Source organism: Paraburkholderia silviterrae, assembly GCF_004353915.1.
Lineage (GTDB): Bacteria > Pseudomonadota > Gammaproteobacteria > Burkholderiales > Burkholderiaceae > Paraburkholderia > Paraburkholderia silviterrae.
In genome coordinates this window covers 488,050-512,406 of the sequence record NZ_SMRP01000003.1, presented here as the reverse complement: position 1 = coordinate 512,406, position 24,357 = coordinate 488,050, and the positions used below count along the sequence as shown (strand labels likewise).

Sequence of the window (24,357 nt, the reverse complement as noted above, 5' to 3'; positions counted from 1 at the left end):
TTGCGCTAGACGCCGGGTCGCTCAGACCCAGAGGGCAATGGTCAACATGAGCAGCAGGATCATCCACAGGATCACCGCGCGCCAAACGAGGCCCACGGCCGATTGCAGCGTGCGCGGCGTGCAGTCGTCGCCGACCGTGTACGGATCGCCTTCGCCGGGCTGGGCGAGCACGTCGACGCTCGACTGCTCTGCGAGCGGCCCCGAGAGGCGCGCGCCGAGCGCGCCGCTGCCGGTCGCGAGCAGCACGCCTTCGTTGGTGTCGGGCCATTGGTTCGTGTGGTTGCGCCACGCGTAGATCGCGTCCTCGAAATTGCCGACGATCGCAAAGCCCAGCGACGTGAGCCGCGCCGGCACCCAGTCGAGCACGAAGAACACCTGCTGCGCGAAGTTCGAGAAGGCTTCGGTGCGGTCGTCGGCGGGACGCGACCATGCGCGCGCCAGATATTCGGCGATGCGGTACAGCACCGCGCCCGCCGGCCCGATCGGCACGAGAAACCAGAAGAACACGCCGAACACGTGCCGGTGCGAGGCCACCACGGCGTGGATGAGCGTATGGCGCACGATCTCGCTCACGGGCATGTCCACGGCGTCGATGCCGGTCCACTCGGTGAGGATCTCGCGCGCGCGCGGCACGTCGTCGTTGTTCAGCGCGAGGTGGATATCGGTGAAATAGTGGCTGAACTGCCGGAAGCCCAGCGTGAAGTACACCACCACCACGTTCCACAGGAACGCCAGCACGAAGCTGATGTGATAGAGCACGTAGTAGACGAGCGCGGTGGCCACCGTCCAGGGCACCACGACCACGAGCCAGGCGATGAGACCGTGCTTTTGCTTGCCCGCGTCGAAGCCATGCGCGGCCCAGTCCGCATTGAGGCGCAAGAGCGCCATCACCGGATTATTGGGCGAAAGCGCCCGCACCTGTTCGATGACGAGAGCCAGCAATACGGAGAAGAAAGTCATGCCACGCGCCGTGCAGTGAGTCGGGTTGCTAAAGGGATTTCGGGGGTTTTCAGAAATTGTTGCAACGATATCACAGGGCCAGATGTGCCTGAGCATGTGGCGGCAAAGACACAACAGCGAGACGACAGCGACCCAGCGGTAGCACGACATCGTGCAGGGATTTGCGCCGCAACATGGCAAGGCCCTTCACAGCGCGACGCTTGCCGCACTGCGAAAACCCCATTGCATCAGGCGAGCAGGAAACGATAAAAATTGCGCAGCATGCCCGCGGTCGCGCCCCAGATGAAGTGCGTGCCGGCCACGCCCGCGCCCTCCTGCGGATAAGGCATGGCGAAGAAGCGGCGCTCGCCGCCCTCCCAGCGCAGCACGCGCACCTGGTGATGCGCCGGGTTCATCAGGAAGCTGAGCGGCACTTCGAAGATGCTCGCCACTTCGAGCGTATCGGCGGCCACCGTGAACGGCTCATGCACGAGGCCCACGACCGGCGTCACCTTGAAGCCCGTGCCCGTGAGGTAGTCGGGCAGCGCGCCCAGCACTTCGACGCGCGCGGGGTCGAGATTCACTTCCTCGTGCGCCTCGCGCAACGCAGCGGCGATGGCCGTGGCGTCGGCAGGCTCGCGGCTGCCGCCCGGGAAGCTCACCTGGCCGGCGTGATTGCTGAGGTTGTCGGCACGCTGCGTGAGCAGCACGGTGAGTCCGGCAGGCCGCATCGCGATCGGCACGAGCACGGCCGCCTCGCGCGGATCGCGAATCTCGGTCACGCGCGCTTCCTGCGGCTCGGGGTCCCACGGCAGGCGCTGCCCGAAACGGGCGCGCAGACCATCGGGCGTGAGCCGGGCGGCGGCGACATGAGGGAGTTCGATGCCTGTCGATTCGATCGGCAGGTTTTCGGGTTCAAATACTGGACGGATCAACGGCTGACTCGAAATTCGGGCACACCTGCCTATTTTGCGGCCAAAAAGAAAAAAGCACCCCGAGGGGTGCTTCTTTCTTACAGCTTTTACGCCTGATCGGCCGGAGCAGCTGCGCTCTTGAACACCAGCTTTTCCTTGATACGCGCCTTCTTGCCCGACAGGTTGCGCAGGTAGTACAGCTTCGCGCGACGCACGTCGCCGCGGCGCTTCACCACGATGCTTGCCAGCAGCGGCGAGTACGTCTGGAACGTACGCTCGACGCCTTCGCCCGACGAGATCTTGCGAACGATGAACGACGAGTTCAGACCGCGGTTACGCTTTGCGATCACGACGCCTTCGTATGCCTGAACGCGCTTGCGGGTACCTTCAACCACGTTCACGTTGACGATCACCGTATCGCCGGGGGCGAATTCGGGGATGGTCTTCTCGCCCAGCACGCGCTGGATTTCTTCCTGCTCGAGTTTTTCAATCAGATTCATCACTGACTCCGTAAGCCATCTTGTCGGCGTTCGTACCTGTGCAGGATTGCCTGCAACTACGGCCCCGATAGAGGATGGATTCACATCTGGCGCCGTTCACGCATGAAGCAGCACCGCCTTTGACGCCCCGTGTCGCGCCCGCCCGAAACTTTACGCTTCGTTCGCGCCCTTCACGAGACTAGCGAGCCATGCCTCATCGGCACGGCTTAGCATCTTGTTCTTCCTGGCCCGCACGATCAGATCGGGCCGTTTGTGCCACGTATTGCGCAGCGCCTCGCGGCGGCGCCATTGCTCGATTTCCGCATGATGGCCGCCAAGCAGCACATCGGGCACGCGCACGCCGTCGTATTCCTCGGGCCGCGTGTAATGCGGGCAGTCGAGCAGACCGTCCACGAAACTATCCTGCACCGCCGACTGCGCGTCATTGAGCACACCGGGCAAGAGCCGCACCACGGCATCCATCAGCGCCATCGCGGGCAATTCGCCGCCGGAGAGCACAAAGTCGCCGACGCTCACTTCCTCGTCCACGCAACGGTCGACCAGACGCTGGTCGATCGCTTCGTAGCGACCGCACAGCAGCACGAAACCGGGCTCCTGCGCGAACTGCACGACGCGCTCGTGCGTGAGCGGCTTGCCTTGCGGCGACATCAGCAGCACGCGCGGACTGGCCACGCCCTCACCCGCCTGCGCGGCTTTCGCCGCGCCGATCGCCGCTTCGAGCGGCTTGGCCAGCATGACCATGCCGGGGCCGCCGCCATAAGGCCGATCGTCGATGGTGCGGTAATTGTCGGTCGTGAAATCGCGCGGATTCCACGTGCGCAACGCATAACGCTGCTGCTTCGCGGCCCGGCTGGTGATACCCCAGTCGGTGAGCGCGCGGAACATCTCGGGAAAGAGCGTAACGACATCGAACTGCATCGCTCTCTCCGTTCAGCGAATCAGCACAGCAGGTTCAGTAATCGGCTTCCCAGTCGACGACGATACGCTTCGCCGCCAGGTCCACCGTCTTGACAAACACGCCGACGAACGGGATCAACCGCTCGCCGGTGGTGGGCTTGCCGTCCTTGTCCGTCGACGGATACTCGACGCGCAACACCGACTGCGCGCCGTTGTCGATCAGGTCGGCGACCGTGCCGAGCTCCACGCCCGCCTCGTTGGCGACGTGAAGACCCATCAGGTCGACCCAGTAATACTCGTCGGCTTCGGTCGCGGGGAAATCCGCGCGGCTCACGTAGATGCGCGCGCCGCGCAAGCGCAGCGCGGCGTCGCGATCCGCAACACCGCCCAGTTGCCCGACGACGCTGTCGCCGTGCACCTTCGCGCTCACGCGCACCGCGCAATGTCGCTCCGGGCGCTCGCGGCCCTTCAGGAGCCACCAGCGCTTCGCCGCGATGAGCGCCCTGCCGCCTTGCGCGTGCGGGGCGATCTTCAGCCCGCCCTTCAGGCCATAGGCATCGAGCACGGCGCCGACTTCGACTGCGTCGGCAGGCCAGCTTTCCGCCGTTTCGGCGCGCAGGCCTTCGGCCGCGCCAACAGCTTCAGGCGCGCTTGCAGACGCACTGCTGCGCCCCTGCGCGCGTTCCGCAGGCTTGCGCACGAACGCGCCGAACGACGGCGCCTTGCGCGAGCCGCCGCCAGATGATGCTTCAGCGCCGGACTTGCCGCCTGCATCAGGGCTTTTGCGCGGCACATCGCCCGCTGCGGCAGCAGCGCCCCTGTCCGCTTTTGTATCGTCATGCACGGGCATGGGCAAACCTCGCAGCCAGCTTGAACTCGTACACGCCGCTTACGCTGCGCGCACTTGGGTAAGACTTAAGCAGCCGGTTGAGCGGCAGCAGCCTTTTGCGCTTCCTTCACGAGACGCTCGACGGCCGGCGACATTTGCGCGCCGTTTTCTTGCCAGTACGTCACGCGATCTTGCGCGATACGGAGGGTTTCACCCTTGGTGGCGACCGGGTTGTAGAAGCCCACGCGCTCGATGAAACGGCCGTCGCGACGGTTGCGCGAATCGGTTGCGACGATGTTGTAGAACGGGCGCTTCTTCGAGCCGCCGCGTGCCAGACGGATGATGACCATACTAGAATCCTTGAAAACCGGGGGTTCGGGACTACTGAAACATGCGATTATAGCCCGAAACCAAAGGCATAACAAACACTTAACCAGAAACCGGGCGGAAACTGCGTTGCAACCGTGGGGAAGCGGCGATGAACGGCGATCGATCGGCGGCTGACGGGTATGACAGACGGGGCTTTGCACAAGCGTCGAAGCGGCCGCTGGCGTGGGCTTGCGCAACCATCACCCGCATGTGGCGGCATGACAACGCGCCCTCGCCCATCCACGCCGCGGATCCCGCCCCACATCGACGCGGCCCTGGCGGCTCGCGCACCTGGCGCTCGCGCCGATCGCCCCGCATTGTACGGCGATGTTGCTGTGCCCTGCTCGCGCTCGCCGCGCTTCTCGCCACGCTGCTCGGCGCACCGCTCTCGCGCGCCACGCTACCCATCGAGCGCATCCGGCTACCGGCCGGTTTCCACATCGAAGTGCTCGCCGACGACGTGCCCAGCGCGCGCGAAATGACGCTCTCGCCCGCAGGCATCCTTTACGTGGGCAGCATTGAGGGCCGCGTCTACGCGCTCGAGCTGCGCGAGGGCAAGGTCGTCAAGCGCCACGTGGTCGCTTCCGGGCTCACGATGCCGGTGGGCGTGGCCTGGCACGACGGCGCGCTCTATGTTTCCGCGGTCTCGAAGATCGTGAGGCTGGACGCCATCGACGCGCATCTCGACGATCCACCCAAACCCACGGTCGTCACCGATGCGCTGCCCGCCGAGCACCAGCACGGCTGGAAGTTCATCGCCTTCGGCCCGGACGGCAAGCTCTACGTGCCGCAGGGCGCGCCCTGCAATGTCTGCCTGCCCGCGAACGATCCGCAGCGCACCCACTACGCGATGATCGGCAGGATGGACCCGGACGGCACGCACTACGAGACCATCGCGCGCGGTGTGCGCAACACGGTGGGCTTCGCGTGGCATCCGCAGACGCACGAGCTGTGGTTCACCGACAACGGCCGCGACATGATGGGCGACGACATCCCCGACGACAAGCTCAACCGCCTTGCACGCGTGGGCCTCGATTTCGGCTTTCCGTATTGTCACGGCGGCGACGTCGCCGATCCGGAATTCGGCGCGGGCCATCCATGCAGCGGCTTCACGCCGCCTGTCGCGAAGCTGGGCGCGCACGTAGCGTCCCTCGGCATGCGCTTCTATACAGGGACGATGTTCCCGCCCGGGTATCGCGACAGTATCTTCATTGCCGAGCACGGCTCGTGGAACCGCAGCAAGAAGGTGGGCTATCGCGTGGTGCGCGTCATCGCCAACGCCGACGGCACCAACGCGCATCAGGAAGTGTTCGCCCAGGGATGGCTCAATAGCGACGAGACCGAGTGGGGCCGCCCCGCCGACGTGCTGCCGCTGCCCGACGGGTCGCTGCTCATCAGCGACGACTACGCGGGCGCGATCTATCGCGTGACCTACGCGAAGCCGTAGTGGCGCACAGCCCTGGTTGCCGCACGCGCGGCCGCTACGCTCGCGCGCCGCGGCTTCAGGCATTTCCCGGCATAAGCGGCACCATCTGCTTGCGCGCGCGCACGCCACGTACAATGGCCGGCGGCCCACGTCCGCGCGCGTAGTCAACGCAAAAGTCAACGCGCAGTCATCGAATCCGTCTGCCCATGTCCAATCAAAAGAATCCCGCACGCTTTCGCTCCAAGACCCTCACTGCCGCCCTCGCCTTCCTGTTCGGCTGTCTGGGCGCGCACCGCTTCTATCTATATGGATCGCGCGACGTGTGGGGCTGGGCGCATATCGCCGGCACGCTGCTCGGCATTCCCGGCGTGCTCCTGCTCATGGCCACCCAGCGCGCGTCGATACCCGGCTGGGCGCTCGCCGTGATCGGCGCAGTGTCCCTGCTCTCGGCTTTTCTTGCCGCCATTGTCTACGGGCTGCGCCCGGACGCCAGGTGGGACGCGCAGTTCAATGCGGCCTTCGCGGGAAGCCGTGCGAGCCGTTCGGGCTGGACCGTGATCTTCGTGGTGATCTTCTCGTTGTTGATCGGCGCGTTTTTGCTGATGACGGGCCTGGCCCTCTCGTTCCAGACTTACTTCGAATCGCAGGTCGAAGCGGCCAAGGCGATTTCTCAATAACAACGGCGGCAGCGGCGCGCCAGGACAAAGCTAGAACAAATCGAGTTGCGGCTTCTCGCGCACCGTCTTTGCGCGCACGAACGCCGACATGTCCAGGATGCCGTGGCGCCGCTCGTTCAACCCGAGCCGCGTCACGGCCTTGTGAAAGCGCTGCTTGAGCAGGTCGGCCCAGAGCCCGGTGCCCTTCATGCGCTGCGAGAACGCCGAGTCGTAATCCTTGCCGCCGCGCATGTCGCGCACGCGGCTCATCACGCGCGCGGCGCGCTGCGGGAAATGCGCTTCGAGCCAACCTTCGAAGAGCGGCGCCACTTCCCACGGCAGACGCAGCACGATATAGCTCGCGCTCGTCGCGCCCGCCTCGGCGCAGGCTTCGAGCACGCGCTCCATATCCGGCTCGGTGACGAAGGGAATTACGGGCGCGATACTCACGCCGACCGGAATGCCCGCCTCAGCGAGCGTGCGAATCGTGCGCAGCCGGCGCGCGGGCGTGGCCGCGCGCGGCTCGAGCGTGCGCGCGAGATCGGCGTCGAGCGTGGTGATCGTGATCGCGGCCATGAACTGCTGGCGTTGCGCCATGGGCACGAGCAGATCGAGATCGCGCTCGATCAGCGAAGACTTCGTGATGGCCGCGAACGGATGCTGGCGCTCGCTCAGCACCTCGATCACGCGGCGCGTGATGCGCAGCTCGCGCTCGACGGGCTGCCAGGCATCGGTATTCACGCCTAGCGCGATGGGCTCCGGCTCGTAAGCGGGCTTCGCGATTTCGCGCGCGAGCAGCTCGGGGGCGTTGATCTTCGCATAAATGCGGCTCTCGAAATCGAGCCCCGGCGAGAGCCCGAGGTAGCTGTGCGTGGGCCGCGCAAAGCAGTAGATGCAGCCGTGCTCGCAACCGCGATACGGATTGAGCGAGACATTGAACGGAATATCGGGCGACTGGTTGCGCGTGAGAATGCTCTTCGCGCGCTCCTCGAAGACCTCGGTGCGCAATGCGGGCGTTTCCTCGGCGGCGAAATCGCCGGCTGCCGCGCCATCGCCATCGCGCCCGGCATCGCCTTCGTGCGCGCTTGAGCCCTCGCCCGGCTGCGCGTGCTGCCAGCCGTCGTCGAAGGCTTCACGCTGATCGACTTCGTAACGCCCCTGCAGATTCGTGACCGCCCCACGCCCCTTGCGCGGTGCAGGCGGGGCGACGGGATACCAGGTGTCGGAGGGATGGTCGGGGTCCAGTTCGTTCACGGCACAAAGCAACAAAGCGTCTCGATGTCGCGGTAGGGATGCCCATTACTGGGCACCCCCCGCACAGATCCCGGCGTGCGCGATTCGCGCACCGGGCTCTTGCCTCGGGTGGTTGGCGTCAAACCGCACCGTCGGCCAGGGGTGAAGGATGCGAGCCTTGGGTATCCACTGGTTTGCAAGCCGATGCATCTTGGCCCACGTGGTGTCGTCCTTCTGGCTGCGGCGCCGAAGCGCTCGTCTCCAGAGGTTGATCACGTGCGCACGGAAGGCCTGCATCGCAGAGGAGTTGGTCGGCACCGCGTGGTAATTGAAGTACCCTTGAACCACGCGGCGTAACCAGTCCCCTTGCTCGGGAATCGACTGGTGCCATCTGTGCCGCAACTCGTCTTTGATTCCCTTCAGCGCTGCCCGGAGGCGGTCGCTCCGCGTCTTGCGCATGAGCATGAACCTGCCGTCTCTGGCGCGGCCACTGATGTGGGTCAATCCAAGGAAGTTGAACGTCTCGGGTTTGCCCAGCCCACGCGCTGCCCGGTTTCGGGCCGCAAAGCGCCCGAACTCGATCAGCCGGGTTTTCTCCGGGTGCACCGACAGCCCAAACTGCTCCAGCCGCTGTTGCATGGCCCGCCTGAACCGCTTCGCATCGTGCGGCTTATCGAAACCAATCACGATGTCGTCGGCGTATCGGACGATCACAACGTTCCCCTCGGCGTGGCGCTTGCGCCACTGATTTGCCCAGAGGTCGAAGACATAGTGCAGGTAGATGTTCGCCAGCAGCGGCGAGATGACTGACCCTTGTGGCGTCCCCTCGTCGGTTGGCTCGATCACCCCGTCTTCCATCGCTCCCGCCTTCAGCCATTTGCGGATCAGCCGGATCACGCGCTGGTCGCCTATGCGGTGCTCTACGAAACGAATCAGCCAGTCGTGGTTGACCGTATCGAAGAACTTGCTAATGTCGGCGTCCAGAATCCAGCTCACGCTCGTGCGAGCGATTCCCGTCGCGAGTGCATCCAGCGCATCGTGCTGGCTGCGGCGCGGACGGAAACCGTATGAGAAGCCCAGGAAGTCCGTCTCGTAGATTGCATTGAGAACTGCCACCAGCGCGCGCTGAACGATCTTGTCTTCCAGTGCGGCAATGCCCAACGGTCGTTGCGCCCCATCCGCCTTCGGTATGTACCGCCTGCGGCTGGGTAGCGCCCGGTAGGCCTGTCGGTGAAGTCGGCTATGCAGGTCTTCGAGGTTTCGTCCCAGGTTTTGCTCATAGTCGTGCCACGTCACTCCATCAACGCCGGCCGCCGCCTTCCGTTTCAGCCAGAAGAACGCCGTCTCCAGCAGGTCAATGTCGATCAGATGGAACAACGCCGTGAACTTCTCCTTCTTCCTTAGCCTTGCGGCTTGGCGCACACGGTCCAGCCTCTGGGACACGCTTATCCGACTCTGCGTCCGGCGCGTGTGCGACCATCCCGTGTTCCCCTTGGCCCCGCCCCTTCGCTCCGCCGACTCCGCGTCCGGTCTCCCGGATTTGTTCGCCAGTTTCTTCGCTACTATGGGCGAGTCCGACTTCTCCCATTCGTTCATCATCGGCGTCGGTTCCTCACCTTCCCGATGCGGGCCGCTCGACTTGATTGCGGTCGGCGGTCAAATGGGAGATCTCCCGGTTTCCGCGTAGAGATCGTACTGACATGCCAGGGTCTCAGACCACGCCGAGCCCACCCGACGCTCGCGATAGCGCGCCGGGCGGTGTTGCCTTCCGAATACAGTAGCGCGTCGGCGCTCGGGAATGACATATCCATTTCGTGGCTCAATGGCTGGCCTATCAGCACCCCTGTCAACGCTTCGCAGCCCGCCTCGCGGTTGACCACGCATGACTCGGGGACATTGTGAGTCGCTAACTCTTGCAACGTCGGGGACTTTCACCCCTTGATCTCTACCGGTCTCCCGGCGCACACTGTATAAATATACAGTATCGAGACGCTTTGTCGAGCGAGAAAAACAGGGCGCTTTCGAGCGCGCCTGCGCGTGCCGAATGCGCTCGAGCCGTCGTCTGGCTACTCGCCCACCGCGATCGTCAGGGTCTCCTTGATCTCCTCCATGACCACATAGCTCTTCGACTGCACGGCACCCGGCAGTTGCAGCAGGATGTCGCCTAACAGCTTGCGGTAGTCGGCCATTTCGCCAATGCGCGCCTTGATCAGGTAGTCGAAGTCGCCCGAGACCAGATGGCATTCGAGCACTTCCGGGATCTTCTTCACCTCGCGGCGGAACTGGTCGAACATGTTGCCGCTCTTGTGATCGAGCGTGATCTCCACGAACACGAGCAGCGCCGCACCCAGCACGTTCGGATTCACGCGCGCGTAATAGCCGGTGATGACGCCGTCGCGCTCCATGCGCTTGACCCGCTCGATGCAGGGCGTGACGGAGAGCCCGACCTGCTCCGCGAGGTCCTTCATGGCCATGCGGCCGTCCTCCTGAAGCAGCTTCAGGATCCGGTGATCGAGCCGGTCCAGCGCGCGGACCGGCTGACGCTGCGTTCTCATGTCTTTTTCCTGAAAATTCGAAAAATACGATAACAAAATCTGGACTGAGAACAATAGCATAGTCGATATCACTGGCTACATCCGTTTTTTCATGCCATCAGCGCTGGACGACCCAAAAATGGGCGCAGCAGCGCGCGGCACCGCGGCGTAGCCCTAACAAAATCTATATGGAGCAGGCTATGCGAGTCGTCGTGTTGGGCAGTGGTGTGGTCGGGGTTGCCAGCGCCTGGTATCTTGCCCGCGCGGGTCATGAAGTGACGGTGATCGACCGCGAGTCCGGTCCCGCACTCGAAACCAGTTTTGCGAACGCCGGCCAGATCTCGCCGGGTTACGCCGCGCCGTGGGCAGCACCGGGCGTGCCGCTCAAGGCGATCAAATGGATGTTCGAGAAGCATGCGCCGCTCGCCATCCGCCTCGACGGCACCAAGTTCCAGCTGCAGTGGATGTGGCAGATGCTGCAAAACTGCACGGCCGAGCGCTATGCGCTCAACAAGGGCCGCATGGTGCGCCTCGCCGAATACAGCCGCGACTGCCTGCAGGCGCTGCGCGCCGACACCGGCATCCAGTACGAGGGCCGCACGGGCGGCACGCTGCAGGTGTTCCGCACGCAGCAGCAATTCGACGGCGCGGCGAAGGACATCGCCGTGTTGAAGGATGCGAACGTTCCGTACGAGCTGCTCACCGCCGCCGAACTCGGCCGCGCCGAGCCGGCGCTCGCGGCGGTCTCGCACAAGCTCACCGGCGGCCTGCGCCTGCCCGGCGACGAAACCGGCGACTGCCAGCTCTTCACCACGCGTCTGGCCAAAATGGCCGAGGAGCTGGGCGTCAAGTTCCGCTACAACACGCCGATCGACGGCCTCGCCGTGCAAGGCGAGCGCATCGCGGGCGTGCAGTGCGGTAACGAACTCGTGCGCGCGGACTCGTATGTGGTCGCGCTGGGCTCGTTCTCCACGAAGATGCTGGCCGGCCTCGTGAAGATTCCGGTCTACCCGCTCAAGGGCTACTCGATCACCGCGCCGATCGTCAACGCCGGCGCCGCGCCCGTCTCCACCGTGCTCGACGAAACCTACAAGATCGCGATCACGCGTTTCGACGACCGCATCCGCGTGGGCGGCATGGCCGAGATCGTGGGCTACGACAAGACGCTCAAGCAAGCACGCCGCGAGACGCTCGAAATGTGCGTGAACGATCTGTTCCCAGGCGGCGGCGACACCTCGCAGGCCACCTTCTGGACCGGCCTGCGCCCGATGACACCGGACGGCACGCCGGTGGTGGGCCGCACGCCGTTCTCGAACCTGTTCCTGAACACGGGGCACGGCACGCTCGGCTGGACCATGTCGTGCGGCTCGGGCCAGTTGCTCGCCGACCTCATCTCGGGCAAGAAGCCCGCGATCAAGGCCGACGACCTCTCGGTCTATCGCTACCTCGGAGAAACGCAGGGCGAGCATCGCCCGGCCTACGCGTAAGGCGCCCTCTCTTGCTTATGTGAAAACGGCGCTCTGCAATTCGCAGGGCGCCGTTTTTCGTTTCTGCCGCGTTAATGCCTTACGGCCAGTTCTTATCGTCAGGCATCCTTAGAACTGATCCTCCGATAGCGCCAGCATCCCCTCTGCGCCATTCGCGCTGACGATCGCCGCTTCGAGCGCCACGGCCTGCGGCAGCACATGTTCCGCGTAGCACTGCGCCGTCGCGATCTTCGCGCCGTGGAACTTCGGATCGTTCTGCATCAGGCGCTGCGAGGCGAGCATCGCGCGCGCCATCTGCCAGCCGCCCAGCACGATGCCCGCCAGCTTCAGATACGGCACGCTGCCCGCGAAGACCGCGTTCGGATCGCGCTTCGCGTTGGCCAGCACGAAACCCACCGCCGAAGCCAACGCTTGCTGGCCGAGCGCCAGATGCTTCGCCATCGACTTGAACGCGGCGCCTTCGTGCGTGCCCAGTTGCGCGACGGTCTGCCCGATCTCGTCGATGAGCGCCTGCGCCGCCGCGCCACCGTCGCGCAGCGTCTTGCGGCCGATGAGGTCGTTGGCCTGAATCGCGGTGGTGCCCTCGTAGATCGCCAGGATGCGCGCGTCGCGATAGAACTGCGCCGCGCCCGTTTCCTCGATGAAACCCATGCCGCCGTGCACCTGCACGCCGAGGCTCGCCACGTCGATGGCGAGCTCCGTGCTCCAGCCCTTCACGATCGGCACGAGGTATTCGTAGCGCGCCTGATGCTGGGCGCGCACCGCCTCGTCCGGATGCCGATGCGCGCGGTCGCACTCCCCCGCTGCCACATACGCGAGCGCACGCGCGGCCTCGGTGAGCGCGCGCATGGTCGAGAGCATGCGGCGCACGTCGGGGTGGTGAATGATGGTGACGGCCGCTTTGGCGGAGCCATCCACCGGGCGGCTCTGCACGCGCTCCTTCGCGTACGCGGCCGCCTTCTGATACGCGCGCTCCGAGATCGCCACGCCCTGCATGCCCACGGCAAAGCGCGCCGCGTTCATCATGATGAACATGTATTCGAGGCCGCGATTCTCCTCGCCGATCAACTGGCCGAGCGCGCCGCCATGATCGCCGTATTGCAGCACGGCCGTCGGGCTCGCCTTGATGCCGAGCTTGTGCTCGATGGAGACGCAATGCACGTCGTTGCGCGCACCGGGCGAGCCGTCGTCGTTGATGAGAAACTTCGGCACGATGAAGAGCGAAATGCCCTTCACGCCTTCGGGCGCGGTCGGTGTGCGCGCGAGCACGAGATGGACGATGTTCTCCGCCATGTCGTGCTCGCCCCAGGTGATGAAGATCTTGGTGCCGAACAGCTTGTAGCTGCCGTCGGCCTGCGGCTCGGCGCGCGTGCGCACGGCCGCGAGATCGGAGCCCGCCTGCGGCTCGGTGAGGTTCATCGTGCCGGTCCACTCGCCCGAAATGAGCTTGGGCACGAAGCGCTTTTTTTGCTCTTCGGTTCCCGCGGTGAGGAGCGCCTCGATCGCGCCGTCGCTCAGGAGCGGACACAGCGCGAACGACAGGTTCGCCGCGTTGAGCATCTCCACGCACGGCGTGCCGACGAGCTTGGGCAAGCCCTGTCCTTCGTATTCCTGAGGATGCTGCACGCCCTGCCAGCCGCCCGCGACGTATTGACGAAAGGCATCGGCGAAACCGGGCGTCGTATGCACCTGGCCGTTTTCCCAGCGGCTCGGATTGCGGTCGCCCTCGACGTTCAGCGGCACGAGCACCGCTTCGCACAGTTTCGCGGCCTCCTGGAGCACGGCCTGCACGGTCTCGGGCGTGACGTCCTCGCCACCGGGCAGCGCGGCAATCTCTTCGAGCCCTGCCAACTCCTTCATCACGAACAGCATGTCGCTAATCGGTGCGTTGTACATGGCCGTTGTCTCCAGTCGAGGTTTGCGATGATGAAAAAAAGGGGCGCTCGAAGCGCCCCTTTGTGTGCCGCCGGACATCGCACTGCGTCCGGCTTCGCCTGTGCTGCGGCGCTCAGCCGAGCTCTTTGACGAGCTCCGGCACGAGGGTGAACAGATCGCCCACGAGGCCGTAGTCGGCCACGCTGAAGATCGGCGCTTCTTCGTCCTTGTTGATCGCCACGATCACCTTCGAGTCCTTCATGCCCGCCAAGTGCTGGATTGCGCCCGAGATGCCCACCGCGATATACAACTGCGGCGCGACGATCTTGCCGGTCTGGCCGACCTGGTAGTCGTTGGGGACGTAGCCCGCGTCCACTGCCGCCCGCGAGGCGCCCAGTGCCGCGTTGAGCTTGTCGGCGAGCGGCTCCAGAACCTTCGTGTAGTTCTCGCCGCTGCCCAGACCCCGGCCGCCAGAGACGATGATCTTCGCGCTCGTGAGTTCCGGACGGTCGAGCTTCGTGACTTCACGGCCAACGAATTGCGTGAGGCCGCTGTCCGCTGCCGCTTCGATCTTCTCCACCGCTGCGCTGCCGCCTTCGGCCGCAACTGCGTCGAAGCCGGTCGTGCGAACCGTGATGACCTTGATCGGATCAGCCGATTGCACGATGGCGATTGCGTTGCCCGCGTAGATCGGACGCTCGAACGTGTCCGGCGAATCCACTGCGGTGATATCCGAGATCTGCGCGACGTCCAGCTTCGCAGCGATACGCGGCGTGACGTTCTTGCCCGCAGCGGTTGCAGGAGCCAGGATGTGCGTGTAGTTCTTTGCGATCGAAAGAACCGTCGCCTCGACGTTCTCGGCCAGGCCCTGCTCCAGTTGCGGCGCATCGGCCAGCAGCACCTTCGAAACGCCCGCGATCTTCGCCGCCGCATCGGCGGCCGCCTGGGCGTTGTGACCTGCGATCAGCACATGCACGTCGCCGCCGATCTTCTGCGCGGCAGCCACGGTGTTCAGCGTCGCAGCCTTGATGGATGCGTTGTCGTGTTCGGCAATAACCAGATTCGTCATTTCTATCTCGCTCCCTTACAGCACCTTGGCTTCGGTCTTCAGCTTCTCGACCAGCGTCTTCACGTCGGCGACCTTCACGCCTGCGCTGCGCTTGGGCGGCTCGGCAACCTTCAGGGTCTTCAGACGCGGCGTGACATCGACACCGAGGTCTTCGGGCTTGATCGTCTCCAGCGGCTTCTTCTTCGCCTTCATGATGTTCGGCAGCGTGACGTAGCGCGGCTCGTTCAGGCGCAGGTCCGTCGTGACCACGGCGGGCAGCTTCAGCGACAGCGTTTCCGCGCCACCGTCGACTTCGCGCGCGACCGTGGCACGGCCATCGGCGACCGTGATTTTCGAAGCGAAGGTCGCTTGCGGCAGGTTCGCCAGCGCGGCGAGCATCTGGCCGGTCTGGTTCGAGTCGTCGTCGATGGCCTGCTTGCCGAGAATCACCAGCTGCGGCTGCTCCTTGTCGACGAGTGCCTTCAAAAGCTTCGCCACGGCGAGCGGCTGCAGGTCTTCATTCGATTCGATGAGGATCGCGCGGTCCGCGCCGATCGCCAGCGCCGTGCGCAGCGTTTCCTGCGCTTGCGCCACACCGGCGGACACGGCGATGACTTCCGTCGCCACGCCCGCTTCCTTCAGACGAACCGCCTCTTCCACGGCGATCTCGTCGAACGGGTTCATCGACATCTTCACATTGGCAATGTCGACGCCCGTGCCATCCGACTTCACACGAACCTTGACGTTGTAATCGACTACGCGCTTGACTGGCACAAGGACTTTCATTCACATGCTCCGAAGTTACGAATACGTCAACCTGGCGGACATTATAGCGATAGCGTTCCCGCACGCATCCACCCACCAGCACTTTTCCCGCACAACCCGCTTCTGCCCCTGCTTAGCCGTCAGTTGCGAACGATCGTGCTATTTTATGCCGGAAAAAACCCGGGCATCAAGTCCGGGTTTCTCCGACCGAATTCTCTACCTAATCCGGCACTAATCCATCACCCGCCGGGCCGGGCTCACCACGACGCGACCACTGCTCCGCCGAACTTCTGCTCGATGTACTGCTTCACCTCCGGCGAGTGGTACGCCGCCACCAGCCTGGCCGCCCACGGCTTGCTGCGGTCGGCTGCGCGGATCGCGATGATGTTCACGTACGGCCCCTTCGGGTCTTCGATCGCAATCGCGTCCTGCTTCGGCTTGAGCCCCGCTTCCATCGCGAAGTTCGTGTTGATCGCCGCGGCGTCCACGTCGTCGAGCGAGCGCGGAATCTGCGCCGCGTCGAGCTCGACGATCTTCAGCTTCCTGGGGTTTTCCACGATGTCGAGCGGCGTCGCCTTCAAGCCGGCGCCGGCGCGCAGCTTGATGAGGCCCTGCTTCTCCAGCAGCAACAACGCGCGGCCACCGTTCGTCGGATCATTGGGAACCGCAATGCGCGCACCCGGCTTGAGCTCCGCGAGCGTCTTGATCTTCTTCGAGTAGATGCCCATCGGGAACGTGACCGTGTCGGCGAGCTTGATCAGCTTGTAGCCGCGGTCCTTCACCTGCGCGTCGAGATACGGCTCGTGCTGATAGCTGTTCGCATCGAGATCGCCGCTCGCGAGCGCCGCGTTCGGCTGCACATAGTCGGAGAACTCGATGATCTTGATCGTGAGACCGTTCTTCGCGGCGACCTGCTTCACCACTTCCATCACCTGCTCATGCGGGCCGCCCGTCACACCGACCTTGATGGTCTCGTCGGCGTGCGCCGTGAGCGGTGCGAGCAGCGGCGCGACGAGCGAAGCCGCGCCAAGCGCGCCCGCCAAACGGATCATGAAACGACGTTGCATACCCAACCTTTTATTCCGAGTGACAGTTATCGAAATTGCAGGACTGCCTGGCAAGCCTCGCCGGCCGTTTATTTATGGCTCAGGCGCCGCACGAGCCAGTCGCCGAACGACTGCACGAGCTGCACGAACACGATCAGGATCACGACGACGATCAGCATGACTTCGGGCTCGAAGCGCTGATAGCCGTAGCGGATGCCCAGGTCGCCCAGACCGCCGCCGCCGATCGCGCCCGCCATCGCCGAATAGCCGACGAGCGAGATGAACGTGATGGTCAAGCCGGCCACCACGCCCGGCAGCGACTCGGGCAGCAGCACCTTGAAGACGATCTGTTGCGTGCTCGCGCCCATGGCTTGCGCGGCTTCGATGAGGCCGCGGTCGACCTCGCGCAGCGCGGTTTCCACGAGACGCGCGATGAACGGCGCGGCGGAAATCGTGAGCGGCACGATGGCGGCCGCGGTGCCGATCGACGAGCCCACCACGACCCGCGTGAACGGAATCACCGCAACGAGCAAGATGATGAACGGCGTCGAGCGCACGGCGTTGACGACCACGCCCATCACGCGATTGAGGGCGATGTTCTGAAGCACGCCTTCGCGGTCGGTCAGATAGAGCAGCACGCCGAGCGGCAAGCCGATGGCCGCGCCCACCAGTCCGGAAATGCCCACCATGATGAGCGTCTCCCAGAACGACTGGACGAACATATCGAACATTTCACTCCACATGGGACATCTCCTCCACCACCACGCCCTGCTCGCGCAGCCACGCGATCGCCTGCGCCACCTTCACGGGGTCGCCGCCCGCGAGCACCGCGAGCGAGCCGAACGCCTGCCCCTGGATCTCGTCGATCTGGCCATGCAGGATGTTGAAATCGAGCTCGAAGCGGCGGATCGTCTCCGAGAGCACGGGCTGATCGACGCCCGTGCCCGTGAAGGCGAGACGCAGCAAATGCCCGCTGCCCTTTGCGAGACGCTCGGCCACGCGGACCTTGAGCGCGGGCGGCAGCTCCTGCGCGATCACGTCGCCGAGCAGCGCGCGCGTGACTTCGTGGCGCGGCTGCAGGAACACGTCGATGACCGGACCGGTCTCCACGACGCGGCCCGCGTCGAGCACGGCCACGCGGTCGCAGACCTGTTTGATCACTTCCATCTGGTGCGTGATCATCACGACGGTCAGATTCAGTTCGCGATTGATCTTGCGCAGCAGGTCGAGAATGGCGCGCGTGGTTTCCGGGTCGAGCGCGGAAGTCGCCTCGTCCGAGAGCAGCACCTTCGGCTTGCTCGCGAGCGCGCGCGCAATGCCCACACGCTGCTTCTGGCCGCCGCTGATCTGCGACGGGTAGCGGTCCTTCTGCGCGGCGAGACCGACGAGTTCGAGCAGCGGCAGCACCGTTTCGTCGATCTGCTGGCGCTTCATGCCCGCGAGTTCGAGCGGCAGCGCGACGTTGTCGAACACCGTGCGCGACGAGAGCAGATTGAAGTGCTGGAAGATCATGCCGATCTCGCGGCGCGCCTCGCGCAAATCCGCGCTGGAGAGCGACGTGAGCGTGCGCCCATTGACGACGATGTCGCCTTCGGTGGGCCGCGTGAGCAGATTGATGGTGCGCACGAGCGTGCTCTTGCCCGCCCCGCTGCGTCCGATGATGCCGAACACTTCACCCGGCGGTATCGTCAGATTGACGTTGTGCAGCGCCTCGATCCAGCCTTGCGGGCCAGCGAAGCGCTGGGAAACGTTTCGAATTTCGATCATGAAAAAAACGAAACGGCGGGTGCGCCGCGCGCCGCTTTGCCTGTGCCGCGATCTTTCAATCGCGCAAGACGCGTCGCGCTGGCAGACAGCCGCCGTTTGCTGGACTGGAGTTAGCTCGGCATTTTACCCTGGCGGGCAAAATTCCTATTAATAATCATTTTCGATACTTTCATAACTCATACTCATTAGAGGGGTTTCGCGGCAGCCGCGCGCCAAAGCGGGTGCTACCCTCTGCCGACCGTTCAGATCAGCCCTACAGCCCAACGCCCGACAACGAATCGCCAGGGGAGCAGCGAGCATGGAGACGACTCAGCCGCAGGATGCGGCACGCGCCGCATCGGCATCGACGACCGGCGCAGCGCCGCAACGTTCGACACTGCGCGCCCGCGACGGCACCGAGCTGCCGTTGTATGTCTGGCACGCGCAAACCGTTGCGCCGCGCGCGGCCATTGCGCTCGTGCATGGGCTTGCGGAGCACGCGGGCCGCTACGCGGCGCTCGCGGCACGCCTGAACGCGGCGGGCATCGACGTTTATGCGATCGATCTGCGTGGGCACGGCCGCGCGGGCGGACGCCGCGCATGGGTCACACGCTTTGACGACTATCTCGACGATGCGCAGGCGCTCGTCGAGCACGCCGCCACGCAATGCCGCGCGCGCAGCACGCCGCTGTTCCTGATGGGCCACAGCATGGGCGGCGCGATCGCGGCGCTCTACGCGATCGAGCGCGCGCCACGCTCGGACGCGGCCTTCGCGGGCCTGCTGCTCTCGAGCGCAGCACTCGCGCCGGGCCGCGACGTGCCGAACTGGATGATCGCCGCGAGCCGCGTGATGAGCGCGATCTGGCCGCGCTTTCCCGCCATGAAGATCGACGCGGCCCTGCTCGCGCGCGACGCCGCCGTGGTCGAGGCCAACCGCGCCGATCCGCTGGTTCACCATGGCGCGATTCCCGCACGCACGGGCGCGGAGTTGCTCGAAGCGATGAAGCGTATCGAGGCGGGCCGCGCGCAGTTGCGCATGCCGGTGCTGATCTGGCATGGCACCGAGGACAAGCTCACCGAGCCCGAAGGCAGCCGCGCGTTCGGCGCGCACGTGGGGTCGCCCGACCGCACGCTCACGCTCTATGAGGGCAGCTATCACGAGACGCTCAACGATCTCGACCGCGAACGCGTGATTAGCGCGATGCTCAACTGGATCGAGCGCCACTAGCCCGGCATCGGGCTGGAGCAAGTGCTGAAGCGCTACTCCAGTCGACCTCTAACTGCAGGGAGACCGCAGGAAAAGAGACGCAAGACTGGCCGGGCTCACCGGCCAGCGCCGCTTACTTGCTGCCGCGCTTGTCGATGAACGCCTGCACGCCGTCGAGCGCGGGGTCGGTCATCATGTTGCAGGCCATGGTCTGCCCGGCCAGTTGATAAGCGGCTTCGACGCCCATCTCGAGCTGCCGGTAGAACAGCCCCTTGCCCGCCGCCACCGCCTCGCGCGGCTTAGCGCAGATGCTTGCAGCGAGCGCAGTCACGGCGGCGTCGAGCTCTTCCTCGGCCACGACGCGGTTCACGAGCCCCTCGCGCAGCGCCTTCTGCGCATCGATGAACTCGCCCGTCATCAGCATCTCGAACGCGGCCTTGCGCGAGACGTTGCGCGTGAGCGGCACCGCTGGCGTCGAGCAAAACAGCCCGAGATTGATGCCCGAGACCGCAAAACGCGCCTGCTCGGCGGCCACGGCGAGATCGCACATCGCGACGAGCTGGCAGCCCGCCGCCGTCGCCACGCCGTGCACGCGCGCGATCACGGGCTGCGGCATCGACTGGATGGCCAGCATCATCTTCGAGCAGCGCGCGAAGAGCCGCTTGTAGTAATCGAGCGAAGGCGCCGCGCGCATTTCCCTGAGATCGTGACCGGCGCAGAACGCGCGGCCCGCCGCCGCGATCACCACGACGCGCGCGTCCGATTGCGCGATTTCCACCAGTTGCGTCTGCAACGCGTCGATGAGCGCTTCGGACAGCGCGTTGAACGCGTCGGGCCGGTTCAGCGTGAGACGCACGACGCCGGGCACGCCGTACGCGTCATGGGCAATCTCGATGAGCGGCGCGGCATCCGCGGAAGAAGACGACGAAGACGAAACGGCTGCAGCGCTCATGATGCACGGCTCCTTCTGAGGTGGGCGCGCCCGGCCGGACGCGCAGAATGCGGGAAACGGTAACGACGGTGGTGCGTTCAACGCGCGATAACCGCGCAATAATCGCGCGGCTACCCCACGATAGTCGCGCGCGATCGACTCGATCAGATATCGGCCAGCACGCGCAGATGCGCGACCACGCTGCGCCCGAGCGCCGAGAGGTTGTAGCCGCCTTCGAGACAGCTCACAATGCGCCCCTTCGCGTGGCGCCTGGCGACTTCGCGGATCTGCTCGGTGATCCATGCGTAGTCGTCCTCGACGAGGCCCAGGTTGCCGAGATCGTCTTCACGGTGCGCATCGAACCCCGCCGAGACGAACACCATCTCCGGCTTGAACTCGTGCAAACGCGGCAGCCACATGATGTCGATCGCCTCGCGCACTTCCATGCCCTTGGTACGCGCCGGCATCGGCACGTTGACCATGTTCGGCGCCTGATTGTCCGCGCCCGAGAACGGATAGAACGGGTGCTGAAAAATGCTGCACATGAGCACGCGCGAATCGCCCGCAATGGCGGCTTCCGTGCCGTTTCCATGATGTACGTCAAAGTCGACGATCGCCACGCGCGAGAGTCCATGCACGTCGAGCGCATGACGCGCCGCGACCGCGACGTTATTGAAGAAGCAAAAGCCCATCGCGCGCGCGGGCTCGGCGTGGTGGCCGGGCGGGCGCACGCTGCAGAACGCGTTTTCGTAGCGGCCCGCGATCACGGCGTCGGTCGCGGCGACGGCGGCGCCCGCCGCGCGCAACGCGGCCTGCAACGTGTGCGGATTCATCGACGTGTCGGGATCGATCGCCGCGTAGCCTTCCTGCGGCGAGAGCTGGCGCAACCAGTCGATGTGCGCCTGGGTGTGCACGCGCAGGAGCGCGGATTCCTCGACGAGCGGCGCGGAGTCGTCGCGCTCGATCAGCGCGTCGATGCGGCTCGCAATGAGCTGGTCTTCGATCGCCTGCAGGCGCGCGGGGCATTCGGGATGCCACTCGCCCATTTCATGCAGCAGGCAGTCGGGATGCGTGAAAAAGCCGGTCGTCATGTCCAGTACTGGCCGCACCGTGCGCTCGGGCCTGTCTCAAGCGCGCGCTGCGGGTCTCCATCAGATCTTTCGTCGGGTGTGCTGCGCAGGGTTTTGCAACAGTCGCGCGGGCCGCGTTCGAGCGCGGGCAGTCGTCACGTTACCACAGCCCACCCGCGCGGCACCCGCGAGCCCACGCCCGCCGTACGCCCAGACCTTTTGGTGCGAGGCGCTCGGGTATACTGCGCCGCATCACGTCCTCTCGTTCCAACCCGCCCGCCTGCCATGACGCAAAAGTCCGCGCACCCGTCCGTTTCACCCGCCTTCAGCCAACCGCGCATCAAGTCTTTCGCCCTCGCGCTTTGCACCGCGGCAACGCTGTCTGCATGCGCCGAGCAGGCGCAATCGACGAAATCGATGCAACCGGCACAAGCGACCAAAGCGGCCCAGACGACGCAACCGGCCGCCGCCACGACAGCGCCCGCGCCAGTCGCCCAGACGCCGCCGCAAAGCGCCACGCAAGGCCAGACGTTCGAAGAGGAGATCGTTCCGCAGCGCTACGTGAACAACGCCAATGTCGACACGTTCATCAACGACATGGTCGCGCGCTACGACTTCAATGCCGACGCGCTGCACGCGCTGTTCTCGACCGTGAGCTATTCGGCCACGGCCGTGAAGCTCGTCACGCCCTCGCCCACGCCGAGCGCGAAGAACTGGCGCGCCTATCAGGCGCGTTTTCTCGACCCGGTGCGCATCAACGCGGGGGTGCGCTTCTGGCGCGAGAACCAGGCCACGCTGCAGCGCGCGTCCGATGAGTTCGGCGTGCCGCCCGAGGTGATCGTCGGCATCATCGGCGTGGAGACGATCTACGGGCGCTACATGGGCAACTTCCGCGTGCTCGACGCGCTCACCACGCTCGCCTTCGATTATCCGAGCACGCCTAATCGTGCAGACCGCATGGCGACGTTCCGCAAGAACCTCGAAGACTATCTGGTGTGGACACGCGGCTCGCAGATCGATCCGAGCTCGGTGCTCGGCTCGTACACGGGCGCGATCGGCATTCCGCAATTCCTGCCGAGCAGCATCGTGCAATATGCGGTCGATTACGAGGGCGATCATCATATCGACCTGCGCAATAGCCCGGCCGACGCGATCGGCAGCGTCGCGAACTATCTGAAGCAGAACGGCTGGGAATCGGGCCGCCCGGTGGTGTGGAAGATCGCCGGCGATTCGGGCAGCCAGGGCATCGCGCAAGCCGCCGCCGACGGCAAGCCCGAACCGCGCCTGCCACTCGCGCAATTGCTGCGCTCGGGCCTCGCCCTGAACGAACCGAATGTGGACTTCGCCGCGGAGGGCGGCACGCCGGTCACGGTCGTCGACCTGCCCACTCCTGGCCGCCCGACCGAGTACATGCTCGGGCTGAAGAACTTCTATGTGCTCACGCGTTACAACCGCAGCTTCTTCTACGCGCTCGCGGTCTACCAGCTGGGCGAACGCGTGAAGGCGCAGATGCTCGCGACGAGCGGCGTCGGCTCGAACCGCGGCGCACAGTCGACACAGCGGCAGGCACAGCGGCAATAAGCGCCACTAACGCACCAGAGCTCTCCGGATAGCACAACGGGCGGCGCGTCTCGCGAGAGACACGCCGCCCGTTTTCAATTCAGGCGCCGGATTCGGCCGTTACCGTCCGGCGTGGCAGAGCGGACGGCAACGGCCGGAGACCGTGCCGGGGATCGTACGGCGATCAGGCCGGAAACACACCCGTCGACAAGTAACGGTCGCCGCGATCACAGACGATGAACACGATCGTCGCATTTTCGACCTGACGCGCGAGACGTATGGCCACCTCGCACGCACCGCCCGACGAAATCCCCGCGAAAATGCCTTCCACCGAGGCGAGACGGCGCGCCATCGCTTCGGCAGCGGCCTGGCTCACGCTTTCGGTGCGGTCCACGCGGCTGCGGTCGAAAATCTTCGGCATGTAGGCTTCGGGCCACTTGCGGATGCCGGGAATGCGCGAGCCCTCTTCGGGCTGTGCACCGACGATCTCGATCGCCGGATTCTGCTCTTTCAGATACTGCGACGTGCCCATGATCGTGCCCGTCGTGCCCATCGACGAGACGAAGTGCGTGATGCGCCCTTCGGTCTCGCGCCAGATTTCCGGGCCGGTGCCCTCGTAATGCGCAAGCGGATTGTCGGGGTTGGCGAACTGGTCGAGGATGATGCCCTTGCCGTCTCGCTGCATCTGCTCGGCGAGATCGCGCGCATATTCCATGCCGCCCTTCACAGGCGTGAGCATGATCTCGGCGCCGTAGGCGGCCATGCTCTGGCGACGCTCGACCGACAGGTCCTCGGGCATGATCAGGATCATCTTGTAGCCGCGAATGGCCGCGGCCATGGCCAGCGCGATGCCGGTATTGCCGCTGGTGGCTTCGATGAGCGTATCGCCCGGCTTGATGCGGCCACGTTCTTCGGCCTTGCGGATCATCGAAAGCGCCGGCCGGTCCTTCACCGAGCCCGCCGGATTATTGCCTTCCAGCTTGGCCAGCACGATGTTGTTGCGGGCGCGAATCTCGTCGTCGGGCAAGCGGACGAGCTGCACGAGCGGCGTGTTGCCGATCGTGTCTTCAATGGTCTTGTATGGCATAAGTTATGGCGGTCGGGCGCCGGTCGGGCGTGATTAGGTGACTTTTGGATTCTAAACCACGCAGCCACCCGGCGCAGGGGACCCCTGAAGGCGTAAGGGATGTCATCCATGCTTGCTTTGCCGCCCTGCTCCGCGGCCAATCCGAAACCGGTACGCGAGATCCGCAAAAAGCCCGCGGCCTGGGCCGCGGGTCAACGTCGCCGCAGCGACGCCTGAAGGAGACTGGCCCCGCGAGCCG

23 protein-coding genes are annotated in these 24,357 nt (G+C 65.1%); 5 read left to right on the top strand and 18 right to left on the bottom strand.

All coding sequences use genetic code 11. The annotated features are described in order from the left end of the window. Positions 1–21: 21 nt before the first annotated feature. From EYW47_RS09795 to rpsP, 6 genes are all read right to left on the bottom strand, one after another. Positions 22–960 carry a CobD/CbiB family protein gene (locus EYW47_RS09795; protein WP_133194649.1) on the bottom strand — a complete coding sequence of 313 codons (939 nt, stop codon included), beginning with the start codon at positions 958–960 and terminating at the stop codon, positions 22–24. A 227-nt stretch (positions 961–1,187) separates the two neighbouring features. Continuing rightward, the gene (locus EYW47_RS09790) at positions 1,188–1,874 is read right to left on the bottom strand and encodes a CoA pyrophosphatase (RefSeq protein WP_133194648.1); all 687 of its coding nucleotides are present in this window, start codon (positions 1,872–1,874) and stop codon (positions 1,188–1,190) included. An 86-nt stretch (positions 1,875–1,960) separates the two neighbouring features. Continuing rightward, positions 1,961–2,353: a 50S ribosomal protein L19 gene (gene rplS / locus EYW47_RS09785; protein ID WP_028215927.1), complete on the bottom strand. Its 393-nt coding sequence runs from the start codon at positions 2,351–2,353 to the stop codon at positions 1,961–1,963. A 150-nt stretch (positions 2,354–2,503) separates the two neighbouring features. Beyond that, positions 2,504–3,271: a tRNA (guanosine(37)-N1)-methyltransferase TrmD gene (trmD, locus tag EYW47_RS09780; protein ID WP_133194647.1), complete on the bottom strand. Its 768-nt coding sequence runs from the start codon at positions 3,269–3,271 to the stop codon at positions 2,504–2,506. A 34-nt stretch (positions 3,272–3,305) separates the two neighbouring features. Then, on the bottom strand, positions 3,306–4,100 hold the full coding sequence (rimM, locus tag EYW47_RS09775; RefSeq protein WP_133194646.1) for a ribosome maturation factor RimM: 795 nt from the start codon (positions 4,098–4,100) through the stop codon (positions 3,306–3,308). 65 nt (positions 4,101–4,165) lie between these two features. Further along, positions 4,166–4,429 carry a 30S ribosomal protein S16 gene (rpsP, locus tag EYW47_RS09770; RefSeq protein ID WP_028215925.1) on the bottom strand — a complete coding sequence of 88 codons (264 nt, stop codon included), beginning with the start codon at positions 4,427–4,429 and terminating at the stop codon, positions 4,166–4,168. Positions 4,430–4,656: 227 nt separating this feature from the next. Here rpsP and EYW47_RS09765 point away from each other — a divergent pair, with 227 nt between their 5' ends. Next, on the top strand, positions 4,657–5,895 hold the full coding sequence (locus tag EYW47_RS09765) for a PQQ-dependent sugar dehydrogenase (RefSeq protein WP_133194645.1): 1,239 nt from the start codon (positions 4,657–4,659) through the stop codon (positions 5,893–5,895). A 185-nt stretch (positions 5,896–6,080) separates the two neighbouring features. Further along, positions 6,081–6,551 carry an NINE protein gene (locus tag EYW47_RS09760; protein WP_133194644.1) on the top strand — a complete coding sequence of 157 codons (471 nt, stop codon included), beginning with the start codon at positions 6,081–6,083 and terminating at the stop codon, positions 6,549–6,551. Positions 6,552–6,581: 30 nt separating this feature from the next. Here the strand turns inward: EYW47_RS09760 and EYW47_RS09755 are convergent, their stop codons facing one another. The 3 genes from EYW47_RS09755 to EYW47_RS09740 form a co-directional block, all read right to left on the bottom strand. Continuing rightward, positions 6,582–7,775, bottom strand: a complete 1,194-nt coding sequence (locus EYW47_RS09755; RefSeq protein WP_133194770.1) for a PA0069 family radical SAM protein — start codon at positions 7,773–7,775, stop codon at positions 6,582–6,584. Between the two features lie 54 nt (positions 7,776–7,829). Then, a complete protein-coding gene (ltrA, locus tag EYW47_RS09750) occupies positions 7,830–9,362 on the bottom strand; it encodes a group II intron reverse transcriptase/maturase (protein ID WP_133194643.1) in 1,533 nt (510 codons plus the stop codon). A gap of 467 nt (positions 9,363–9,829) precedes the next feature. Then, entirely contained in the window at positions 9,830–10,318 is a 489-nt protein-coding gene (locus EYW47_RS09740; RefSeq protein WP_028215922.1) for an Lrp/AsnC ligand binding domain-containing protein, read from the bottom strand. 179 nt (positions 10,319–10,497) lie between these two features. Here EYW47_RS09740 and EYW47_RS09735 point away from each other — a divergent pair, with 179 nt between their 5' ends. Then, positions 10,498–11,784, top strand: a complete 1,287-nt coding sequence (locus EYW47_RS09735) for a D-amino acid dehydrogenase (protein ID WP_133194641.1) — start codon at positions 10,498–10,500, stop codon at positions 11,782–11,784. Between the two features lie 108 nt (positions 11,785–11,892). Here EYW47_RS09735 and EYW47_RS09730 read toward each other — a convergent pair whose 3' ends face one another. The 6 genes from EYW47_RS09730 to EYW47_RS09705 form a co-directional block, all read right to left on the bottom strand. Then, positions 11,893–13,680 (bottom strand): acyl-CoA dehydrogenase, encoded by a 1,788-nt coding sequence (locus EYW47_RS09730; protein WP_133194640.1) that lies wholly within the window; start codon positions 13,678–13,680, stop codon positions 11,893–11,895. Positions 13,681–13,792: 112 nt separating this feature from the next. Continuing rightward, positions 13,793–14,728: an electron transfer flavoprotein subunit alpha/FixB family protein gene (locus EYW47_RS09725; protein WP_133194639.1), complete on the bottom strand. Its 936-nt coding sequence runs from the start codon at positions 14,726–14,728 to the stop codon at positions 13,793–13,795. Between the two features lie 15 nt (positions 14,729–14,743). Further along, on the bottom strand, positions 14,744–15,493 hold the full coding sequence (locus tag EYW47_RS09720; RefSeq protein WP_133194638.1) for an electron transfer flavoprotein subunit beta/FixA family protein: 750 nt from the start codon (positions 15,491–15,493) through the stop codon (positions 14,744–14,746). 236 nt (positions 15,494–15,729) lie between these two features. Continuing rightward, positions 15,730–16,539 (bottom strand): MetQ/NlpA family ABC transporter substrate-binding protein, encoded by an 810-nt coding sequence (locus EYW47_RS09715; protein WP_133194637.1) that lies wholly within the window; start codon positions 16,537–16,539, stop codon positions 15,730–15,732. A 68-nt stretch (positions 16,540–16,607) separates the two neighbouring features. Then, entirely contained in the window at positions 16,608–17,261 is a 654-nt protein-coding gene (locus tag EYW47_RS09710) for a methionine ABC transporter permease (RefSeq protein ID WP_133194636.1), read from the bottom strand. Then, the gene (locus EYW47_RS09705) at positions 17,251–18,285 is read right to left on the bottom strand and encodes a methionine ABC transporter ATP-binding protein (RefSeq protein ID WP_133194635.1); all 1,035 of its coding nucleotides are present in this window, start codon (positions 18,283–18,285) and stop codon (positions 17,251–17,253) included. Before EYW47_RS09705 ends, EYW47_RS09710 begins: the two co-directional genes overlap by 11 nt. 298 nt (positions 18,286–18,583) lie before the next feature. Here EYW47_RS09705 and EYW47_RS09700 point away from each other — a divergent pair, with 298 nt between their 5' ends. Continuing rightward, the gene (locus EYW47_RS09700) at positions 18,584–19,492 is read left to right on the top strand and encodes an alpha/beta hydrolase (RefSeq protein ID WP_133194634.1); all 909 of its coding nucleotides are present in this window, start codon (positions 18,584–18,586) and stop codon (positions 19,490–19,492) included. A gap of 112 nt (positions 19,493–19,604) precedes the next feature. On the opposite strand, the gene EYW47_RS09695 is transcribed toward EYW47_RS09700, so the two are convergent. Both EYW47_RS09695 and EYW47_RS09690 read right to left on the bottom strand, forming a co-directional pair. Then, positions 19,605–20,423 (bottom strand): enoyl-CoA hydratase, encoded by an 819-nt coding sequence (locus tag EYW47_RS09695; protein WP_133194633.1) that lies wholly within the window; start codon positions 20,421–20,423, stop codon positions 19,605–19,607. A 143-nt stretch (positions 20,424–20,566) separates the two neighbouring features. Beyond that, the gene (locus EYW47_RS09690; protein WP_133194769.1) at positions 20,567–21,493 is read right to left on the bottom strand and encodes a histone deacetylase family protein; all 927 of its coding nucleotides are present in this window, start codon (positions 21,491–21,493) and stop codon (positions 20,567–20,569) included. Positions 21,494–21,889: 396 nt separating this feature from the next. Between EYW47_RS09690 and mltB the strand changes: the two genes are divergently transcribed. Next, positions 21,890–23,053 (top strand): lytic murein transglycosylase B, encoded by a 1,164-nt coding sequence (gene mltB, locus EYW47_RS09685; RefSeq protein ID WP_133194632.1) that lies wholly within the window; start codon positions 21,890–21,892, stop codon positions 23,051–23,053. A gap of 163 nt (positions 23,054–23,216) precedes the next feature. Here the strand turns inward: mltB and cysM are convergent, their stop codons facing one another. Then, a complete protein-coding gene (gene cysM, locus EYW47_RS09680; protein WP_133194631.1) occupies positions 23,217–24,119 on the bottom strand; it encodes a cysteine synthase CysM in 903 nt (300 codons plus the stop codon). Positions 24,120–24,357 lie beyond the last annotated feature (238 nt).

Coding starts and splice junctions, on each gene's coding strand:
- EYW47_RS09795 (WP_133194649.1), bottom strand. CDS start 960: ATGACTTTCTTCTCCGTATTGCTGGCTCTCGTCATCGAACAGGTGCGG.
- rplS (WP_028215927.1), bottom strand. CDS start 2,353: ATGAATCTGATTGAAAAACTCGAGCAGGAAGAAATCCAGCGCGTGCTG.
- trmD (WP_133194647.1), bottom strand. CDS start 3,271: ATGCAGTTCGATGTCGTTACGCTCTTTCCCGAGATGTTCCGCGCGCTC.
- rimM (WP_133194646.1), bottom strand. CDS start 4,100: ATGCCCGTGCATGACGATACAAAAGCGGACAGGGGCGCTGCTGCCGCA.
- rpsP (WP_028215925.1), bottom strand. CDS start 4,429: ATGGTCATCATCCGTCTGGCACGCGGCGGCTCGAAGAAGCGCCCGTTC.
- EYW47_RS09765 (WP_133194645.1), top strand. CDS start 4,657: ATGTGGCGGCATGACAACGCGCCCTCGCCCATCCACGCCGCGGATCCC.
- EYW47_RS09760 (WP_133194644.1), top strand. CDS start 6,081: ATGTCCAATCAAAAGAATCCCGCACGCTTTCGCTCCAAGACCCTCACT.
- ltrA (WP_133194643.1), bottom strand. CDS start 9,362: ATGATGAACGAATGGGAGAAGTCGGACTCGCCCATAGTAGCGAAGAAA.
- EYW47_RS09740 (WP_028215922.1), bottom strand. CDS start 10,318: ATGAGAACGCAGCGTCAGCCGGTCCGCGCGCTGGACCGGCTCGATCAC.
- EYW47_RS09735 (WP_133194641.1), top strand. CDS start 10,498: ATGCGAGTCGTCGTGTTGGGCAGTGGTGTGGTCGGGGTTGCCAGCGCC.
- EYW47_RS09730 (WP_133194640.1), bottom strand. CDS start 13,680: ATGTACAACGCACCGATTAGCGACATGCTGTTCGTGATGAAGGAGTTG.
- EYW47_RS09725 (WP_133194639.1), bottom strand. CDS start 14,728: ATGACGAATCTGGTTATTGCCGAACACGACAACGCATCCATCAAGGCT.
- EYW47_RS09720 (WP_133194638.1), bottom strand. CDS start 15,493: ATGAAAGTCCTTGTGCCAGTCAAGCGCGTAGTCGATTACAACGTCAAG.
- EYW47_RS09715 (WP_133194637.1), bottom strand. CDS start 16,539: ATGCAACGTCGTTTCATGATCCGTTTGGCGGGCGCGCTTGGCGCGGCT.
- EYW47_RS09710 (WP_133194636.1), bottom strand. CDS start 17,261: ATGTGGAGTGAAATGTTCGATATGTTCGTCCAGTCGTTCTGGGAGACG.
- EYW47_RS09705 (WP_133194635.1), bottom strand. CDS start 18,285: ATGATCGAAATTCGAAACGTTTCCCAGCGCTTCGCTGGCCCGCAAGGC.
- EYW47_RS09700 (WP_133194634.1), top strand. CDS start 18,584: ATGGAGACGACTCAGCCGCAGGATGCGGCACGCGCCGCATCGGCATCG.
- EYW47_RS09695 (WP_133194633.1), bottom strand. CDS start 20,423: ATGAGCGCTGCAGCCGTTTCGTCTTCGTCGTCTTCTTCCGCGGATGCC.
- EYW47_RS09690 (WP_133194769.1), bottom strand. CDS start 21,493: ATGACGACCGGCTTTTTCACGCATCCCGACTGCCTGCTGCATGAAATG.
- mltB (WP_133194632.1), top strand. CDS start 21,890: ATGCAACCGGCACAAGCGACCAAAGCGGCCCAGACGACGCAACCGGCC.
- cysM (WP_133194631.1), bottom strand. CDS start 24,119: ATGCCATACAAGACCATTGAAGACACGATCGGCAACACGCCGCTCGTG.